This is a genomic window from Streptococcus thoraltensis DSM 12221, assembly GCF_000380145.1.
In the GTDB taxonomy this organism is placed as follows: Bacteria; Bacillota; Bacilli; order Lactobacillales; family Streptococcaceae; genus Streptococcus; species Streptococcus thoraltensis.
This window is the reverse complement of sequence record NZ_KB904586.1, coordinates 156,107-170,029: the sequence shown is the minus strand read 5'-3', so window position 1 is coordinate 170,029 and position 13,923 is coordinate 156,107. Positions and strand designations below refer to the sequence as shown.

Annotated in this window: 14 protein-coding genes and 1 pseudogene; 13 read left to right on the top strand and 2 right to left on the bottom strand. The window is 36.7% G+C overall.

What is annotated here, in order from left to right:
• Positions 1–4 precede the first annotated feature (4 nt).
• The 4 genes and pseudogenes from A3IA_RS0100790 to A3IA_RS12380 all read left to right on the top strand — a co-directional run bounded on the left by A3IA_RS0100790 (position 5) and on the right by A3IA_RS12380 (position 3,516).
• Positions 5–934 carry a conjugal transfer protein gene (locus A3IA_RS0100790; RefSeq protein WP_000584387.1) on the top strand — a complete coding sequence of 310 codons (930 nt, stop codon included), beginning with the start codon at positions 5–7 and terminating at the stop codon, positions 932–934.
• Positions 935–1,247: 313 nt separating this feature from the next.
• Positions 1,248–1,295: pseudogene (locus A3IA_RS13610) on the top strand (hypothetical protein); the annotation flags it as partial.
• Positions 1,296–1,310: 15 nt separating this feature from the next.
• The gene (gene tet(M), locus A3IA_RS0100785) at positions 1,311–3,230 is read left to right on the top strand and encodes a tetracycline resistance ribosomal protection protein Tet(M) (protein WP_000691727.1); all 1,920 of its coding nucleotides are present in this window, start codon (positions 1,311–1,313) and stop codon (positions 3,228–3,230) included.
• Positions 3,231–3,348: 118 nt separating this feature from the next.
• Positions 3,349–3,516: a cysteine-rich KTR domain-containing protein gene (locus tag A3IA_RS12380; protein ID WP_000336323.1), complete on the top strand. Its 168-nt coding sequence runs from the start codon at positions 3,349–3,351 to the stop codon at positions 3,514–3,516.
• A gap of 59 nt (positions 3,517–3,575) precedes the next feature.
• Here the strand turns inward: A3IA_RS12380 and A3IA_RS0100780 are convergent, their stop codons facing one another.
• On the bottom strand, positions 3,576–3,929 hold the full coding sequence (locus A3IA_RS0100780) for a helix-turn-helix transcriptional regulator (RefSeq protein WP_001227347.1): 354 nt from the start codon (positions 3,927–3,929) through the stop codon (positions 3,576–3,578).
• Positions 3,930–4,460: 531 nt separating this feature from the next.
• Here A3IA_RS0100780 and A3IA_RS0100775 point away from each other — a divergent pair.
• The 4 genes from A3IA_RS0100775 (at position 4,461) to A3IA_RS0100760 (ending at position 7,026) form a co-directional block, all read left to right on the top strand.
• The gene (locus A3IA_RS0100775) at positions 4,461–4,883 is read left to right on the top strand and encodes an RNA polymerase sigma factor (RefSeq protein ID WP_000804878.1); all 423 of its coding nucleotides are present in this window, start codon (positions 4,461–4,463) and stop codon (positions 4,881–4,883) included.
• Positions 4,880–5,110, top strand: coding sequence for a helix-turn-helix domain-containing protein (locus A3IA_RS0100770; RefSeq protein ID WP_000845144.1), 231 nt, complete (start codon positions 4,880–4,882; stop codon positions 5,108–5,110). Before A3IA_RS0100775 ends, A3IA_RS0100770 begins: the two co-directional genes overlap by 4 nt.
• Positions 5,111–5,605: 495 nt before the next feature.
• Positions 5,606–5,806 carry a DUF3173 domain-containing protein gene (locus A3IA_RS0100765; protein ID WP_000633909.1) on the top strand — a complete coding sequence of 67 codons (201 nt, stop codon included), beginning with the start codon at positions 5,606–5,608 and terminating at the stop codon, positions 5,804–5,806.
• 26 nt (positions 5,807–5,832) lie between these two features.
• The gene (locus tag A3IA_RS0100760; RefSeq protein ID WP_000237798.1) at positions 5,833–7,026 is read left to right on the top strand and encodes a site-specific integrase; all 1,194 of its coding nucleotides are present in this window, start codon (positions 5,833–5,835) and stop codon (positions 7,024–7,026) included.
• 67 nt (positions 7,027–7,093) lie between these two features.
• Here the strand turns inward: A3IA_RS0100760 and guaA are convergent, their stop codons facing one another.
• Entirely contained in the window at positions 7,094–8,656 is a 1,563-nt protein-coding gene (guaA, locus tag A3IA_RS0100755) for a glutamine-hydrolyzing GMP synthase (RefSeq protein ID WP_018379460.1), read from the bottom strand.
• Positions 8,657–8,890: 234 nt separating this feature from the next.
• On the opposite strand from guaA, the gene A3IA_RS0100750 reads away from it, so the two are divergent.
• The 5 genes from A3IA_RS0100750 (at position 8,891) to A3IA_RS0100730 (ending at position 13,922) form a co-directional block, all read left to right on the top strand.
• Positions 8,891–9,589 carry a GntR family transcriptional regulator gene (locus A3IA_RS0100750; protein ID WP_018379459.1) on the top strand — a complete coding sequence of 233 codons (699 nt, stop codon included), beginning with the start codon at positions 8,891–8,893 and terminating at the stop codon, positions 9,587–9,589.
• A 65-nt stretch (positions 9,590–9,654) separates the two neighbouring features.
• Positions 9,655–9,987: a putative DNA-binding protein gene (locus tag A3IA_RS0100745; protein ID WP_018379458.1), complete on the top strand. Its 333-nt coding sequence runs from the start codon at positions 9,655–9,657 to the stop codon at positions 9,985–9,987.
• Positions 9,988–10,044: 57 nt separating this feature from the next.
• Positions 10,045–11,613 carry a signal recognition particle protein gene (gene ffh, locus A3IA_RS0100740; protein ID WP_018379457.1) on the top strand — a complete coding sequence of 523 codons (1,569 nt, stop codon included), beginning with the start codon at positions 10,045–10,047 and terminating at the stop codon, positions 11,611–11,613.
• Between the two features lie 191 nt (positions 11,614–11,804).
• The gene (locus tag A3IA_RS0100735) at positions 11,805–12,704 is read left to right on the top strand and encodes a prenyltransferase (protein ID WP_018379456.1); all 900 of its coding nucleotides are present in this window, start codon (positions 11,805–11,807) and stop codon (positions 12,702–12,704) included.
• 12 nt (positions 12,705–12,716) lie between these two features.
• Positions 12,717–13,922 carry an NAD(P)/FAD-dependent oxidoreductase gene (locus A3IA_RS0100730; protein ID WP_018379455.1) on the top strand — a complete coding sequence of 402 codons (1,206 nt, stop codon included), beginning with the start codon at positions 12,717–12,719 and terminating at the stop codon, positions 13,920–13,922.
• The last annotated feature ends 1 nt before the right edge of the window (position 13,923 follow it).

The window sequence follows — 13,923 nt, the reverse complement described above, 5'->3', positions numbered from 1 at the left end:
TCAAATGATTATAAAAATCGAGCGAAAAGAAAAGAAGGAGAAACCAAAGAAATCTAAAAAACCGAGCAAGCAAAGAAAAGTTCCGATGATTAAAGTTGGCACGCATAAGAAATTAACCTTTGTTTTATGGGTTTTATTGATTGGTAGTGTCGGATTTGGAATCTATAAAAATTTTACTGCCATTGACACTCATACTGTCCGTGAAACAGAAATCATTAAACAGCAGATTGTCGATACCAACCAAGTAGAAAGTTTTGTGAAATCCTTTGCGAAAGACTACTTTTCGTGGCAACAATCCCAAGAAGCCATTGATAAACGAAATGAAAAATTGACCCATTATTTGACGGAAGAATTGCAGGTATTAAATGAAGAAATGATTCGTAAGGATATTCCTACTAGTTCTAGTGTGAACGATATACAGGTGTGGCAGGTTTCTCAAGTGAATGAGAACACCTTTGAGGTACTGTTTTCTGTTGAACAAGTTATTACCGAAGACAAAGACAAGGAAACTATATCGTCTAGCTTTCATGTGGTTGTCCATATAGATGAATCAGATAATATGGTTATTATCAAAAATCCGACAATGAGTAAGAAACCTCAAAAATCGGACTACCAACCCAAACAGCTAGAAAGTGACCATACAGTAGATACAGAAACGATGGACGAAATCACTAGCTTTTTAGAAACGTTCTTCCAGCTCTATCCTACCGCCACAGAAAAAGAATTGACTTACTATGTAAGTAATCATGTGTTACCTATGATTAACAAGGAATATGTTTTCGAGGAATTGGTGAATCCTATCTTTACCAGAAAAGATAACCAAGTAATCGTGAATGTCGCTGTGAAATATTTAGATCAAGAAACAAAGGCAACCCAAATCTCGCAATTTGAGTTGATATTAGAAAAACAAGATAATTGGAAGATTGTAAAATAACAAATATTGGTACATGATTACAGATACTTTGTAATCATGTACTCTTTTTGATAAAAAATTGGAGATTCCTTTACAAATATGCTCTTACGTGCTATTATTTAAGTGACTATTTAAAAGGAGTTAATAAATATGCGGCAAGGTATTCTTAAATAAACTGTCAATTTGATAGCGGGAACAAATAATTAGATGTCCTTTTTTAGGAGGGCTTAGTTTTTTGTACCCAGTTTAAGAATACCTTTATCATGTGATTCTAAAGTATCCAGAGAATATCTGTATGCTTTGTATACCTATGGTTATGCATAAAAATCCCAGTGATAAAAGTATTTATCACTGGGATTTTTATGCCCTTTTGGGTTTTTGAATGGAGGAAAATCACATGAAAATTATTAATATTGGAGTTTTAGCTCATGTTGATGCAGGAAAAACTACCTTAACAGAAAGCTTATTATATAACAGTGGAGCGATTACAGAATTAGGAAGCGTGGACAAAGGTACAACGAGGACGGATAATACGCTTTTAGAACGTCAGAGAGGAATTACAATTCAGACAGGAATAACCTCTTTTCAGTGGGAAAATACGAAGGTGAACATCATAGACACGCCAGGACATATGGATTTCTTAGCAGAAGTATATCGTTCATTATCAGTTTTAGATGGGGCAATTCTACTGATTTCTGCAAAAGATGGCGTACAAGCACAAACTCGTATATTATTTCATGCACTTAGGAAAATGGGGATTCCCACAATCTTTTTTATCAATAAGATTGACCAAAATGGAATTGATTTATCAACGGTTTATCAGGATATTAAAGAGAAACTTTCTGCCGAAATTGTAATCAAACAGAAGGTAGAACTGTATCCTAATATGTGTGTGACGAACTTTACCGAATCTGAACAATGGGATACGGTAATAGAGGGAAACGATGACCTTTTAGAGAAATATATGTCCGGTAAATCATTAGAAGCATTGGAACTCGAACAAGAGGAAAGCATAAGATTTCATAATTGTTCCCTGTTCCCTGTTTATCACGGAAGTGCAAAAAACAATATAGGGATTGATAACCTTATAGAAGTGATTACGAATAAATTTTATTCATCAACACATCGAGGTCCGTCTGAACTTTGCGGAAATGTTTTCAAAATTGAATATACAAAAAAAAGACAACGTCTTGCATATATACGCCTTTATAGTGGAGTACTACATTTACGAGATTCGGTTAGAGTATCAGAAAAAGAAAAAATAAAAGTTACAGAAATGTATACTTCAATAAATGGTGAATTATGTAAGATTGATAGAGCTTATTCTGGAGAAATTGTTATTTTGCAAAATGAGTTTTTGAAGTTAAATAGTGTTCTTGGAGATACAAAACTATTGCCACAGAGAAAAAAGATTGAAAATCCGCACCCTCTACTACAAACAACTGTTGAACCGAGTAAACCTGAACAGAGAGAAATGTTGCTTGATGCCCTTTTGGAAATCTCAGATAGTGATCCGCTTCTACGATATTACGTGGATTCTACGACACATGAAATTATACTTTCTTTCTTAGGGAAAGTACAAATGGAAGTGATTAGTGCACTGTTGCAAGAAAAGTATCATGTGGAGATAGAACTAAAAGAGCCTACAGTCATTTATATGGAGAGACCGTTAAAAAATGCAGAATATACCATTCACATCGAAGTGCCGCCAAATCCTTTCTGGGCTTCCATTGGTTTATCTGTATCACCGCTTCCGTTGGGAAGTGGAATGCAGTATGAGAGCTCGGTTTCTCTTGGATACTTAAATCAATCATTTCAAAATGCAGTTATGGAAGGGATACGCTATGGTTGCGAACAAGGATTATATGGTTGGAATGTGACGGATTGTAAAATCTGTTTTAAGTATGGCTTATACTATAGCCCTGTTAGTACCCCAGCAGATTTTCGGATGCTTGCTCCTATTGTATTGGAACAAGTCTTAAAAAAAGCTGGAACAGAATTGTTAGAGCCATATCTTAGTTTTAAAATTTATGCGCCACAGGAATATCTTTCACGAGCATACAACGATGCTCCTAAATATTGTGCGAACATCGTAGACACTCAATTGAAAAATAATGAGGTCATTCTTAGTGGAGAAATCCCTGCTCGGTGTATTCAAGAATATCGTAGTGATTTAACTTTCTTTACAAATGGACGTAGTGTTTGTTTAACAGAGTTAAAAGGGTACCATGTTACTACCGGTGAACCTGTTTGCCAGCCCCGTCGTCCAAATAGTCGGATAGATAAAGTACGATATATGTTCAATAAAATAACTTAGTGTATTTTATGTTGTTATATAAATATGGTTTCTTGTTAAATAAGATGAAATATTTTTTAATAAAGATTTGAATTAAAGTGTAAAGGAGGAGATAGTTATTATAAACTACAAGTGGATATTGTGTCCTGTATGTGGAAATAAAACACGATTAAAGATAAGGGAAGATACTGAATTAAAAAAATTCCCCCTCTATTGTCCGAAATGCAGACAAGAAAATTTAATTGAAATAAAGCAGTTCAAAGTAACTGTGATTACAGAGCCAGACGCAAAGACGCAGAGCCGATAAAATGAGATTAATACAATCTCATTTTATCGGCTCTTTCCGTTATGTATGGATTCTTTTAATTAGTCTTCGATGTTTCTTGCTTCGTTGATACCGCTGGCTAAAGATTCCATTAAGGATAGTTCTTTGTCTGTAAAGCTATCCATGTATTTCTCTATCTGTAATCGTCGGGTGCTTTTTACCAAGTTATTAGCAGGTAAGAAAAATTCATCAACGGAAACATGAAGTAACGATACAAGGTCATAAAGAACTTGTATGCTGGGGTGTTGCCCTTTATTTTCAATATTAGTTAAGTACCGTGGGTCAATTTCAATCAATGCTCCCACTTGTTCACGAGTTAAACCTCGTTTCAATCGAGCTTCTTTAATGGCTAAACCAAAGGCTCTAAAATCATATTTATCTTCTTTTTTACGCATAGTAGACCACCTCTATACATTTTACTGTTCCTATCCAAGTGGAAACAGGTATAGAAAAACGTGTTATGTAGTTTATGAGTTCTTTTAAGAGCGCTATTATGCTTATGAATGTGATAAATCCAATCTCAAATAGAAAGGTCGCTGATTTTATTTACCCATACAACTATATAAAATTTAGTTATGCTGCTAAAAAGTAGATAAAATTGGCGACTGAATGGAGGTCACAGTCGCCATGAAAAAGATACGTCACTATCTAATTCTCTTAATTAGGTTCTTATCAAAAAAACTTACCCACCTACACTAGATAAATATGACCATCAATGTGGTTTTACAAATCGTATAGACAGAACAATTGAAGCACATGAACAGAGAAAACAATCTGTTTATGTGTTTTTTTGGCTACTTCGTGAATATCTTTTAAGATTTTTCTTCACTTATGCAACAAATCCCCCTTTCGTGTCGGGACTTAGTATGAAGGGAGATAAAGAAGTACATGCCACTCCCTTTCACGACAGAAAGGGGGTGAAAAACATGAAACCATCTTCTTTTCAAGAAACCATAGAAAATCAGTTTGACTATATCTGCAAACAAGCCATTGAAGATGAACGGAAAGATTATTTCAAACATCTAAGCAGACTGTCCAAAAAAGAAGTTTCATTTTCTGAAATAGATAACTACCTTGTCACCTCTTTTTCTACGGTTGATACGTATGTCACTGATTTTCAACTATTCACATTGTATGGATTAAGAATCAATGTTGAAAGTGATTTGTTAAGCGAAGCCTTACGCCACCTTCCAGAGAACAAGCGGAACATCATTTTACTTCATTATTTTATGGATATGAGTGATGTGGAAATTGCAGAATTACTAAATGTAAATCGTTCAACAGTTTATCGTCATCGAATAAGTGGACTAGCCATGATTAAAGAATTCATGAAGGAGTGTAAAGAATGAAAACAGCCTATCCAAGGGTTCCCTTCCCCCTCATTGTAAAGGCGACAGATGGCGACGTGGAAGCAATTAATCAGATTGTTAAACATTATCGAGGGTATACCTCAAAACGTTCTTTGCGTCGCATGACAGACGAATATGGCAATTCTCATATGGTTATTGATGAAACCCTACGTGGCAGAATGGAAACAAAACTCATCACCAAGATTTTAGCGTTCGAAATTAAATAATCTCATTTTTTCGTGGAAGCGTGTTGAACCGTTCCACGCTTCCCGATTTGGGAGGTTTGTTATTCCATCAAAGCCTACTGTATGTTCAGTATGTTTTGATAGGCTAACAAGCCAAACGTTCTTTGACAATTGAATAAAGCCAATCGAATACGTTTCGATAAGAAAAGAGCCAACGAACTAACACGCCATGATCTATGAAGATAGCGAGCGATTCATGTTAAAACTTCGTAAACAATCTTTAGCAGGATTGTTGCCATGACTTTCTTATCGTGATAATGATACTCCCGTATAGCCACAGTCCGAGCGTTAGTAGCGTCGCAGACAATGGGTACGGCTACATGAAAATCATGCAGGGGTGAAATGCCCGTGAGCTTTGCTAGAGCTGTTCGATTGCTGGGATATTCTTCTCTTGTCAATGTATTATCATAAAAATATTTGATATAATTATAGGTGAATATTGGAGTTTTCCTAGCCTATAATGGGAAAGGAGTAATAATGATAACGGTCACAAAAAAAGATTTAGTTGAGCTAGGATATGGAACTTCTTTTTCAGCAGACATCATAAAAAAAGCAAAAGAATTGATGATTACAAAAGGGCATACCTACTATCAATCTCGAAAGTTAGATAGAGTCCCTCGTGAAGCTGTTGAAGAAATTCTAGGAATTCGGTTTTCAAATGAAAACAGGTCTGAGTAGTTTTTGCACAGTAAGGAGTAAAAACTATGGTTAAAGACCCAATAAAAAAAGCAAAGAATGGAACCTATTATTTTCGTGCAAATCTAGGTTATGATTCTAAAGGAAAAAAAATTCAAAAATATCGTAGTGGATTCACTACTAAAAAAGAAGCAAGAGAAGAATATTCAAAACTACTACTGATGAAACCAGAAGAATTAAGTGAGAATAAGGATAAAATGACGTTTAATCATTATATCTTTGAAATTTTTCTTCCATGGTATAAGACACAGGTAAAGCTCAGAACATATGAAAATCGCTTACCAACTATTAAGAAACATTTCTCTTATTTTGATAAAATGGCTGTTTCCGATATTGAGCCTATTGATGTGCAAAATTGGCAACTAAAATTATCAAAGAAATGTAAGTCTTCTTATGTGAGAGCTGTTCAAGGACTATTTTCAGTTGCTATGGATCGAGCAATTGTCCTTGGGATAACCACCACAAATCCATCTAAGATTATTGGCAATGTGAAAAAGCAAAAGTCTAAAATTGAATTTTGGACAAAAGAAGAATTTGAAAAAGTAATCTCTCTAATTTATAAAGAAGATTACTATCAACACTTTTTATTTATCTCTCTGTGGTTTTTATTTATGACTGGAATGCGAATTGGTGAAGCTACTGCCATTCAATGGGAAGATATTGATTTTGACTCTGGAGTACTAACCATCAACAAAACACTTTATTACAAGAATCAATCGGATTATAGATTTGTTGAACCAAAAACAAAGGCGAGTGTTCGTCATATTGTATTAGATGAATGTACTCTAAATTATCTATCCGAATGGAAGAAAGCACAACAAAATCTAATTCAGACAGACTTTGTAATGAGCTATAACGGTATTCCTACCCAAAAACATACGCTAGCACATGCTATTGAACGCTATGCTAAGCTGGCTAGTATTCATCGAATCAGAATTCATGGTTTACGGCATTCGCATGCTTCCTTGTTAATCAGTATGGGAGAAAACCCACTCATCATTAAAGACCGTTTAGGACATGAAGATATTGAGACGACTTTAGGAACGTATGGACATCTTTATCCTAACAGTAATTTTGAGGTAGCTAACAAATTAAATGGAGCCATTTCCTTTAAAGAAGCAAAACAAAATTATGATACTTCACCAAAGAATCAATTTACTGTAGACTACTTGCGAAACAAAGAAATGAAAAAAGTGCAATAAAAGTGCAGTAAAAAAATAAGAAGAGCCAGAAACCCTTGATAAACAAGGATTTCTGGCTCTCCTACAACTACTCCCACTCAACGGTAGCTGGTGGTTTGCTTGTGATGTCGTAGACGATGCGGTTAACGTGGTCTACTTCGTTGACAATACGTGTTGAGATTTTCTTGAGAACGTCCCATGGGAGTTGTGCAAAGTCGGCTGTCATTCCATCAATAGAAGTAATAGCACGGATAGCAATGGTGTAGTCGTAAGTACGACCATCTCCCATCACACCAACAGAACGCACCCCTGTATTAACTGTGAAATATTGCCATACATCACGGTCTAAACCAGCTTTGGCAATTTCTTCACGGAGAATGGCATCTGATTCACGAACAGTTTCCAATTTTTCTTCGGTAATAGCTCCCATGACGCGGATAGCAAGTCCTGGTCCAGGGAATGGTTGACGCCAAACGATTTCATCAGGCATTCCAAGAGCAGTTCCCAAAGCACGCACCTCGTCTTTGAAGAGTGTGTTAAGAGGCTCAATCAATTGGAATTGCATGTCATCTGGAAGTCCACCAACGTTATGGTGTGATTTGATGGTTTGAGCCGTTTCGGTACCAGATTCAATAATATCAGTGTAAAGCGTTCCTTGAGCTAAGAAATCAACACCTTTAAGTTTGCTTGCCTCATCATCAAAGACATAGACAAATTCATTGCCAATGATTTTACGTTTTTTCTCTGGATCTTCAACACCTGAAAGAAGGTCTAGGAAACGTTTAGAAGCATCAACTCGGATGATATTGAGGCCAAATTTGCCCCCAAGCATGTTCATAACTTGGTCACCTTCATTTTTGCGAAGAAGTCCATGGTCGACAAAGATACACGTCAATTGCTCGCCAATTGCTTTTTGAAGGAGCACCCCAACAACGGATGAATCAACCCCTCCAGAAAGTCCTAAAAGAACCTTTTTATCTCCAACTGTTTCACGGATTTTCTCAACTTCCATATCAATGAAGTTATCCATTGACCAGTCACCTTTAGCACCACAGATATTCATAGCAAAGTTGCGGAGCATGTCGTTTNCGTATTCAGAATGACGAACTTCAGGGTGGAACTGGATACCATAGATTTTCTTATCGGTGTTTTCCATGGCAGCATATGGACAATCAACGGAGTCACCAACTAGGTGGAAACCTTGCGGAATCTCTGTAACTGCATCACCATGACTCATTAAAACAAGCTGCTGTTCAGGTGTGTTAGCAAAAAGTTCAGAATTTGATTTTAAACGAAGGTGTGATTGTCCGTATTCACGATTACCAGCATCACCAGCAGGAACAACTTTACCGCCGAGCTTATGGGTGATAAGCTGCATACCGTAACAGATACCAAGAATTGGAATCCCTAATTCAAAGATTTCTTCATCGATACTAAAAGCATCATCGGCATAAACAGAATTAGGACCACCAGATAGAACAATACCGATCGGGTTGATCTCACGAATTTCAGCAGCTGTGATTTTGTGATTCTTTAATTCTGAAAAGACTCCAAATTCACGGATACGACGTGCAATCAACTGGTTGTACTGGCTACCATAGTCAAGGACAATGATTTTTTGAACATCATTCAAAAGTGAAACGTCAGTCATGATTACCTTCCTTTTTTACGTCACATGGACATTAGTTAATTTATTCTAGCACAATTGCCTAAGTTTAGCATTAGCTTTCTTCAAAAAATAAAAGAATCACTCATCTTCGATTTATTATGATTTCTTCTCTTAAAAAATATCTTATTTATTAGAAAATATGATAAACTATTGGTATAGATGTTTTAGTTGGAAAATAAAAAGAAAGAATACTGAAAAATAATAAAGGAGTTGTGCATGATACCGGCTTACATAAGAATTCACGACAGTATCAAAAAAGGAATTGATGAAGGAAAATGGAAAATTGGTCAACGACTTCCAAGTGAACGTGATCTTTCTGAACATTTTGAAGTGAGCAGGATGACCTTGAGGCAGGCTGTAACTCTTTTAGTCGAAGAAGGTATTTTAGAGAGACGTGTGGGAAGTGGTACTTTTGTTGCCAGCAGCCGTGTCCAAGAGAAGATGCGGGGTACAACCAGTTTCACTGAAATCATCAAGTCGCAAGGAAAAATTCCTTCAACAAAATTGATTTCGTATGAGAGAAGCCATCCAAATGAGCAAGAAGCAATGCATCTCAATATCAAACCTCACTCCTACATCATCAGAATGGAGAGAATTCGTTACGCTGACCAGATTCCTGTCCTGTTCGAGGTGACCAGTGTTCCTGAAAAATTGGTTAGGGATTTTAAGAAAACGGATATTACAGAACATTTCTTTCAAACGATAACCGCACATGGTTACGAAATTGGTAAGAGCCAGCAAACCATCTCAGCCAAAGTTGCGGATGCTCAGGTAGCTGATTATTTAGAAATCAAAGAAAGTAGTGCTATTTTAGCCTTGACTCAGGTTTCTTACCTTATTGATGGACAGCCCTTTGAGTATGTTCGTAGTCAGTATGCTGGCGATCGATTTGAATTTTATTTAGAAAATAACTAGCAGAATTGTCTTAATACATCCTAGAAGCTAGTCACTAGCCTTGAATTTGTGGTAAAATAAACTTTATGGAAATTGAAAAAACCAATCGTATGAATGCTCTCTTTGAATTCTACGCAGCCCTTCTAACTGACAAGCAAATGAACTATATAGAGCTTTATTATGCTGATGATTACAGTTTAGCTGAGATTGCAGAAGAGTTCGGTGTCAGTCGCCAAGCGGTTTATGATAATATCAAACGAACTGAGAAAGTTTTAGAAGCCTATGAAATGAAACTTCATATGTATTCTGATTACATTGTTCGTAATGAAATTTTTGATGAAATCACACAGAGATATGCTGATGATGAGTATTTACAAGAAAAGATTGCTATCCTAAGTAGCATTGATAATAGAGATTGATTTGGGCATTTTTAGCCTTATCATTTTGACTAATAAGTAAGAAAGAGGATGACTAAAATGGCTTTTGAAAGCTTAACAGAACGCTTGCAGGGCGTCTTTAAAAATATTCGTGGGAAAAAGAAACTTTCTGAGAAAGAGGTTCAGGAAGTCACCAAGGAAATTCGTCTTGCCCTACTTGAAGCAGACGTTGCCCTACCGGTGGTGAAAACCTTTATCAAGCGCATTCGTGAACGTGCAGTTGGTCAGGAAATCATTGATACACTTGATCCAACCCAACAAATCATTAAGATTGTTAATGAGGAATTAACTGAAATTCTTGGTTCAGAGACTGCTGAACTTGAAAAATCACCTAAGATTCCAACCATTATCATGATGGCTGGTCTTCAAGGGGCAGGTAAAACCACCTTCGCTGGTAAATTGGCTAATAAATTAATCAAGGAAGAAAACGCTCGTCCTATGATGATTGCTGCCGATATTTACCGTCCAGCAGCTATTGACCAGTTGAAAACACTTGGTAGCCAAATCAATGTACCAGTTTTCGATATGGGGACTGAGACATCGGCAGTAGAGATTGTTAAGCAAGGTCTTGAGCAAGCCCGTCAAAATCATAATGACTATGTTCTTATTGATACAGCTGGTCGTCTGCAGATTGATCAAACCTTGATGCAAGAGCTCCGTGATGTGCAGGCTTTGGCACAGCCAAACGAGATTCTCTTAGTTGTTGACTCAATGATTGGTCAAGAAGCTGCCAATGTCGCGCGTGAATTTAACGAACAATTAAACATCACAGGTGTTATCCTAACTAAGATTGACGGTGATACGCGTGGTGGTGCGGCACTTTCTATTCGAGAAATTACTGGTAAACCAATTAAATTCACCGGTACGGGTGAAAAAATTACTGACATTGAAACCTTCCATCCAGATCGTATGTCAAGTCGTATCTTGGGGATGGGAGACTTGCTCACCCTAATTGAAAAAGCTAGTCAGGAATATGATGAGAAACGTTCCATGGAATTAGCTGAGAAGATGCGTGAGAACACTTTTGATTTCAACGATTTCATTGACCAACTTGACCAAGTTCAAAATATGGGGCCTATGGAAGATCTCTTGAAGATGCTTCCAGGGATGGCTGGGAACCCTGCCTTAGCTAATCTCAAAGTTGATGAAAAACAAGTTGCTCGTAAGCGTGCCATTGTTTCATCAATGACTCCAGAAGAGCGTGAAAATCCAGACCTTTTAAACCCAAGTCGTCGTCGTCGTATTGCCGCTGGTTCGGGTAACAGTTTTGTGGAAGTCAATAAGTTCATTAAAGACTTTAATCAGGCAAAACAAATGATGCAAGGTGTCATGTCTGGAGACATGGAAAAAGCCATGCGTCAAATGGGTATTAATCCCAATAACCTACCTAAGAATATGCCAGATATGAGTGGTATGGATATGTCTGCTCTTGAAGGAATGATGGGAAAAGGCGGCATGCCCGACCTGTCAGCATTTGGTGGTGATATGGATATGAGTCAAATGTTTGGCGGTGGAATTAAAGGAAAAGCTGGTTCATTTATGATGAAACAGGCGATGAAACGTCAAGCTAATAAAATCAAAAAAGCTAAGAAAAAACGCAAAAAATAAATAAAATATCCTTAAATCCAGTTCTTAAAAGTTCTGGATTTTTTATGGTTTATGATAAGTATTTGAATACTATATCGTCTAGTTAAAAAATCACTATTTTTGTGAAATTTTAGGTCGTTTTACTTTAAATATACATAGATTCCTATATAATAATAGTGTTTGAAAAACTTTTTAGTTTGGAGGTATCTTGCTTGACTTTCCCCATATTTCTGGAATTAGTCGAAATTAAAGCCAAAACAGCTAGTATCCTACCTTTCTTTATCGGTCTTTGTTTTTCGTCCTATTACTATGACAGCACTCATATTGACCTAGTCTTCTTGTATTTTATATCAATGGTCTTATTCAATATGTTTGTGGATGCTTGGGATAATTACAATGACTATCTTAATGCCAAGGATGATTTATACCAAAAGCAAACTAATATTATTGGGAGAGAGAACCTTTCTTTGAAGACGATCAAACGATTGATGTTTGTTCTTTTTACTTCATCTCTTCTTATTGGTCTCTATTTGGCTACACAAGTTGGCTGGCCACTCTTAGTGATGGGTGGATTTTGCTATGCTGTCGGTATCTTTTATTCTTCAGGTCCCAAACCCCTATCAAGTCTTCCTCTAGGTGAAATCTTTTCTGGTTTTACCATGGGTTTTATGATTACGCTTATTTGTGTGTATTTAAATACTTATCAAGTGTTTTCATGGCAGTTGAAGGAACTAGGTAACATTGCTTTAATTTCACTTCCTAATACACTTTGGATTGCTAACCTTATGTTGGCAAATAATCTTTGTGATTTGGAAGAAGACGAAGCTAATCACCGCTATACTTTAGTGCATTATACAGGTAAAAGAGGAGCCTTAATCCTATTTAGTATGGCAAATGTATTAGCTTTTGTATCTATAGTATGTCAATACTTTTTTGGTTTAGCCCCCTTAAGTGTTTTACTAACCCTGCTACTCATTCCATTTATCTACGGACAGAGTAAACAATTGTGGCAAAAACAGATCAAGATTGAAACTTTTCCTTGTGCTATTCGCATCTTAGCGTTGGGAGCTAGTTGTCTTGTGCTAACCTATTCAATTGGTCTTATTTTTTAGAAGGAGTCTCAAATGACAGAAGTAGTCGTTCTAGGAGCTGGTTACGCCGGTCTCAAAACTGTACGTGATTTACAAAAACAATCAGGAGATTTCAATATTACCTTGATTGATCGCAATTCATACCACTATGAAGCCACTGAGCTTCATGAAGTAGCATCTGGTAGTCACCATGCAGATAAAATTTCATTTCCTATTGTTGATGTTATTGATACTAAAAAAGTAACTTTCTTACAAGATAATGTAGAAAAAATTGATTGTGACGCTAAAACAATCCAGTTAGAAAAAACAGGTAGCATGTCTTATGATTATCTCGTTATTTCACTTGGCTTTTGTTCGGAAACCTTCGGTATTCAAGGTGTTAGAGATAATGCTCTTGAAATGGTTGATATTAACACAGCTAACCAAGTATACGAACACGTTCTATCAATGATGAAAAAATACCGCGAAACAAAAGACGCCAATCTTTTGAAACTGCTCATCTGTGGAGCCGGCTTTACTGGTATCGAGTTGGCGGGAGCTTTTGCTGATGAAAGAAAACGTTATGCTGAAATTGCTGGTGTTAAACCAGAAGAAATTTCCATCACTTGTGTAGAAGCAATGGACAGTATCCTCCCGATGTTTGATCGTGACATGGCGCAATACGCAATGGACGTTATGGAAAAACGTCATATTACTCTTATGCTTGGTGCCAAAATTAAGGAAATCCAAGAAGGAAAAGTTGTTTACACAAAAGGAGACGATGATACAACCAAGTTTGTAGAAGCTGGAACAATTGTTTGGACAACTGGTGTCAGCGGCAGTCATGTTATGGAAACATCAGGCTTTGCTCAACGCCGTGGTCGTGTAGTTGTTCAATCTGATTTACGTCATCCAAATTACGAAAATGTTTATGTTATCGGTGACGTTTCTGCCTTTATGAATCCTGAAAATGACCGTCCTTACCCCACGACAGCTCAAATCGCAACTCAAATGGGTAAACATACAGCTAAAAACTTGGCTCACCAATTAAAAGGCGAAGCAACAGAAGCCTTTACTTATAATGAGCAAGGTACAGTTGCCTCAATTGGTAATACGCATGGTCTAGGTAAAGTTGGCACGAAGTCTCTTAAAGGTTATCCAGCTTCAGCAATGAAAAAAGTTATCGTTGACAAATCACTTGTTGATATGGGCGGTTTAAAAGAACTTTTGGCCAAAGGTCGCTTTGATTTTTACCATTAAT

What these genes read in the sequence shown, in the direction of transcription:
- A3IA_RS0100750 (WP_018379459.1), top strand. Translation starts at nt 8,891, where the DNA reads ATGATACCGGCTTACATAAGAATTCACGACAGTATCAAAAAAGGAATT.
- A3IA_RS0100745 (WP_018379458.1), top strand. Translation starts at nt 9,655, where the DNA reads ATGGAAATTGAAAAAACCAATCGTATGAATGCTCTCTTTGAATTCTAC.
- ffh (WP_018379457.1), top strand. Translation starts at nt 10,045, where the DNA reads ATGGCTTTTGAAAGCTTAACAGAACGCTTGCAGGGCGTCTTTAAAAAT.
- A3IA_RS0100780 (WP_001227347.1), bottom strand. Translation starts at nt 3,929, where the DNA reads ATGCGTAAAAAAGAAGATAAATATGATTTTAGAGCCTTTGGTTTAGCC.
- A3IA_RS0100730 (WP_018379455.1), top strand. Translation starts at nt 12,717, where the DNA reads ATGACAGAAGTAGTCGTTCTAGGAGCTGGTTACGCCGGTCTCAAAACT.
- A3IA_RS0100760 (WP_000237798.1), top strand. Translation starts at nt 5,833, where the DNA reads ATGGTTAAAGACCCAATAAAAAAAGCAAAGAATGGAACCTATTATTTT.
- A3IA_RS0100765 (WP_000633909.1), top strand. Translation starts at nt 5,606, where the DNA reads ATGATAACGGTCACAAAAAAAGATTTAGTTGAGCTAGGATATGGAACT.
- A3IA_RS0100770 (WP_000845144.1), top strand. Translation starts at nt 4,880, where the DNA reads ATGAAAACAGCCTATCCAAGGGTTCCCTTCCCCCTCATTGTAAAGGCG.
- A3IA_RS0100775 (WP_000804878.1), top strand. Translation starts at nt 4,461, where the DNA reads ATGAAACCATCTTCTTTTCAAGAAACCATAGAAAATCAGTTTGACTAT.
- A3IA_RS0100790 (WP_000584387.1), top strand. Translation starts at nt 5, where the DNA reads ATGATTATAAAAATCGAGCGAAAAGAAAAGAAGGAGAAACCAAAGAAA.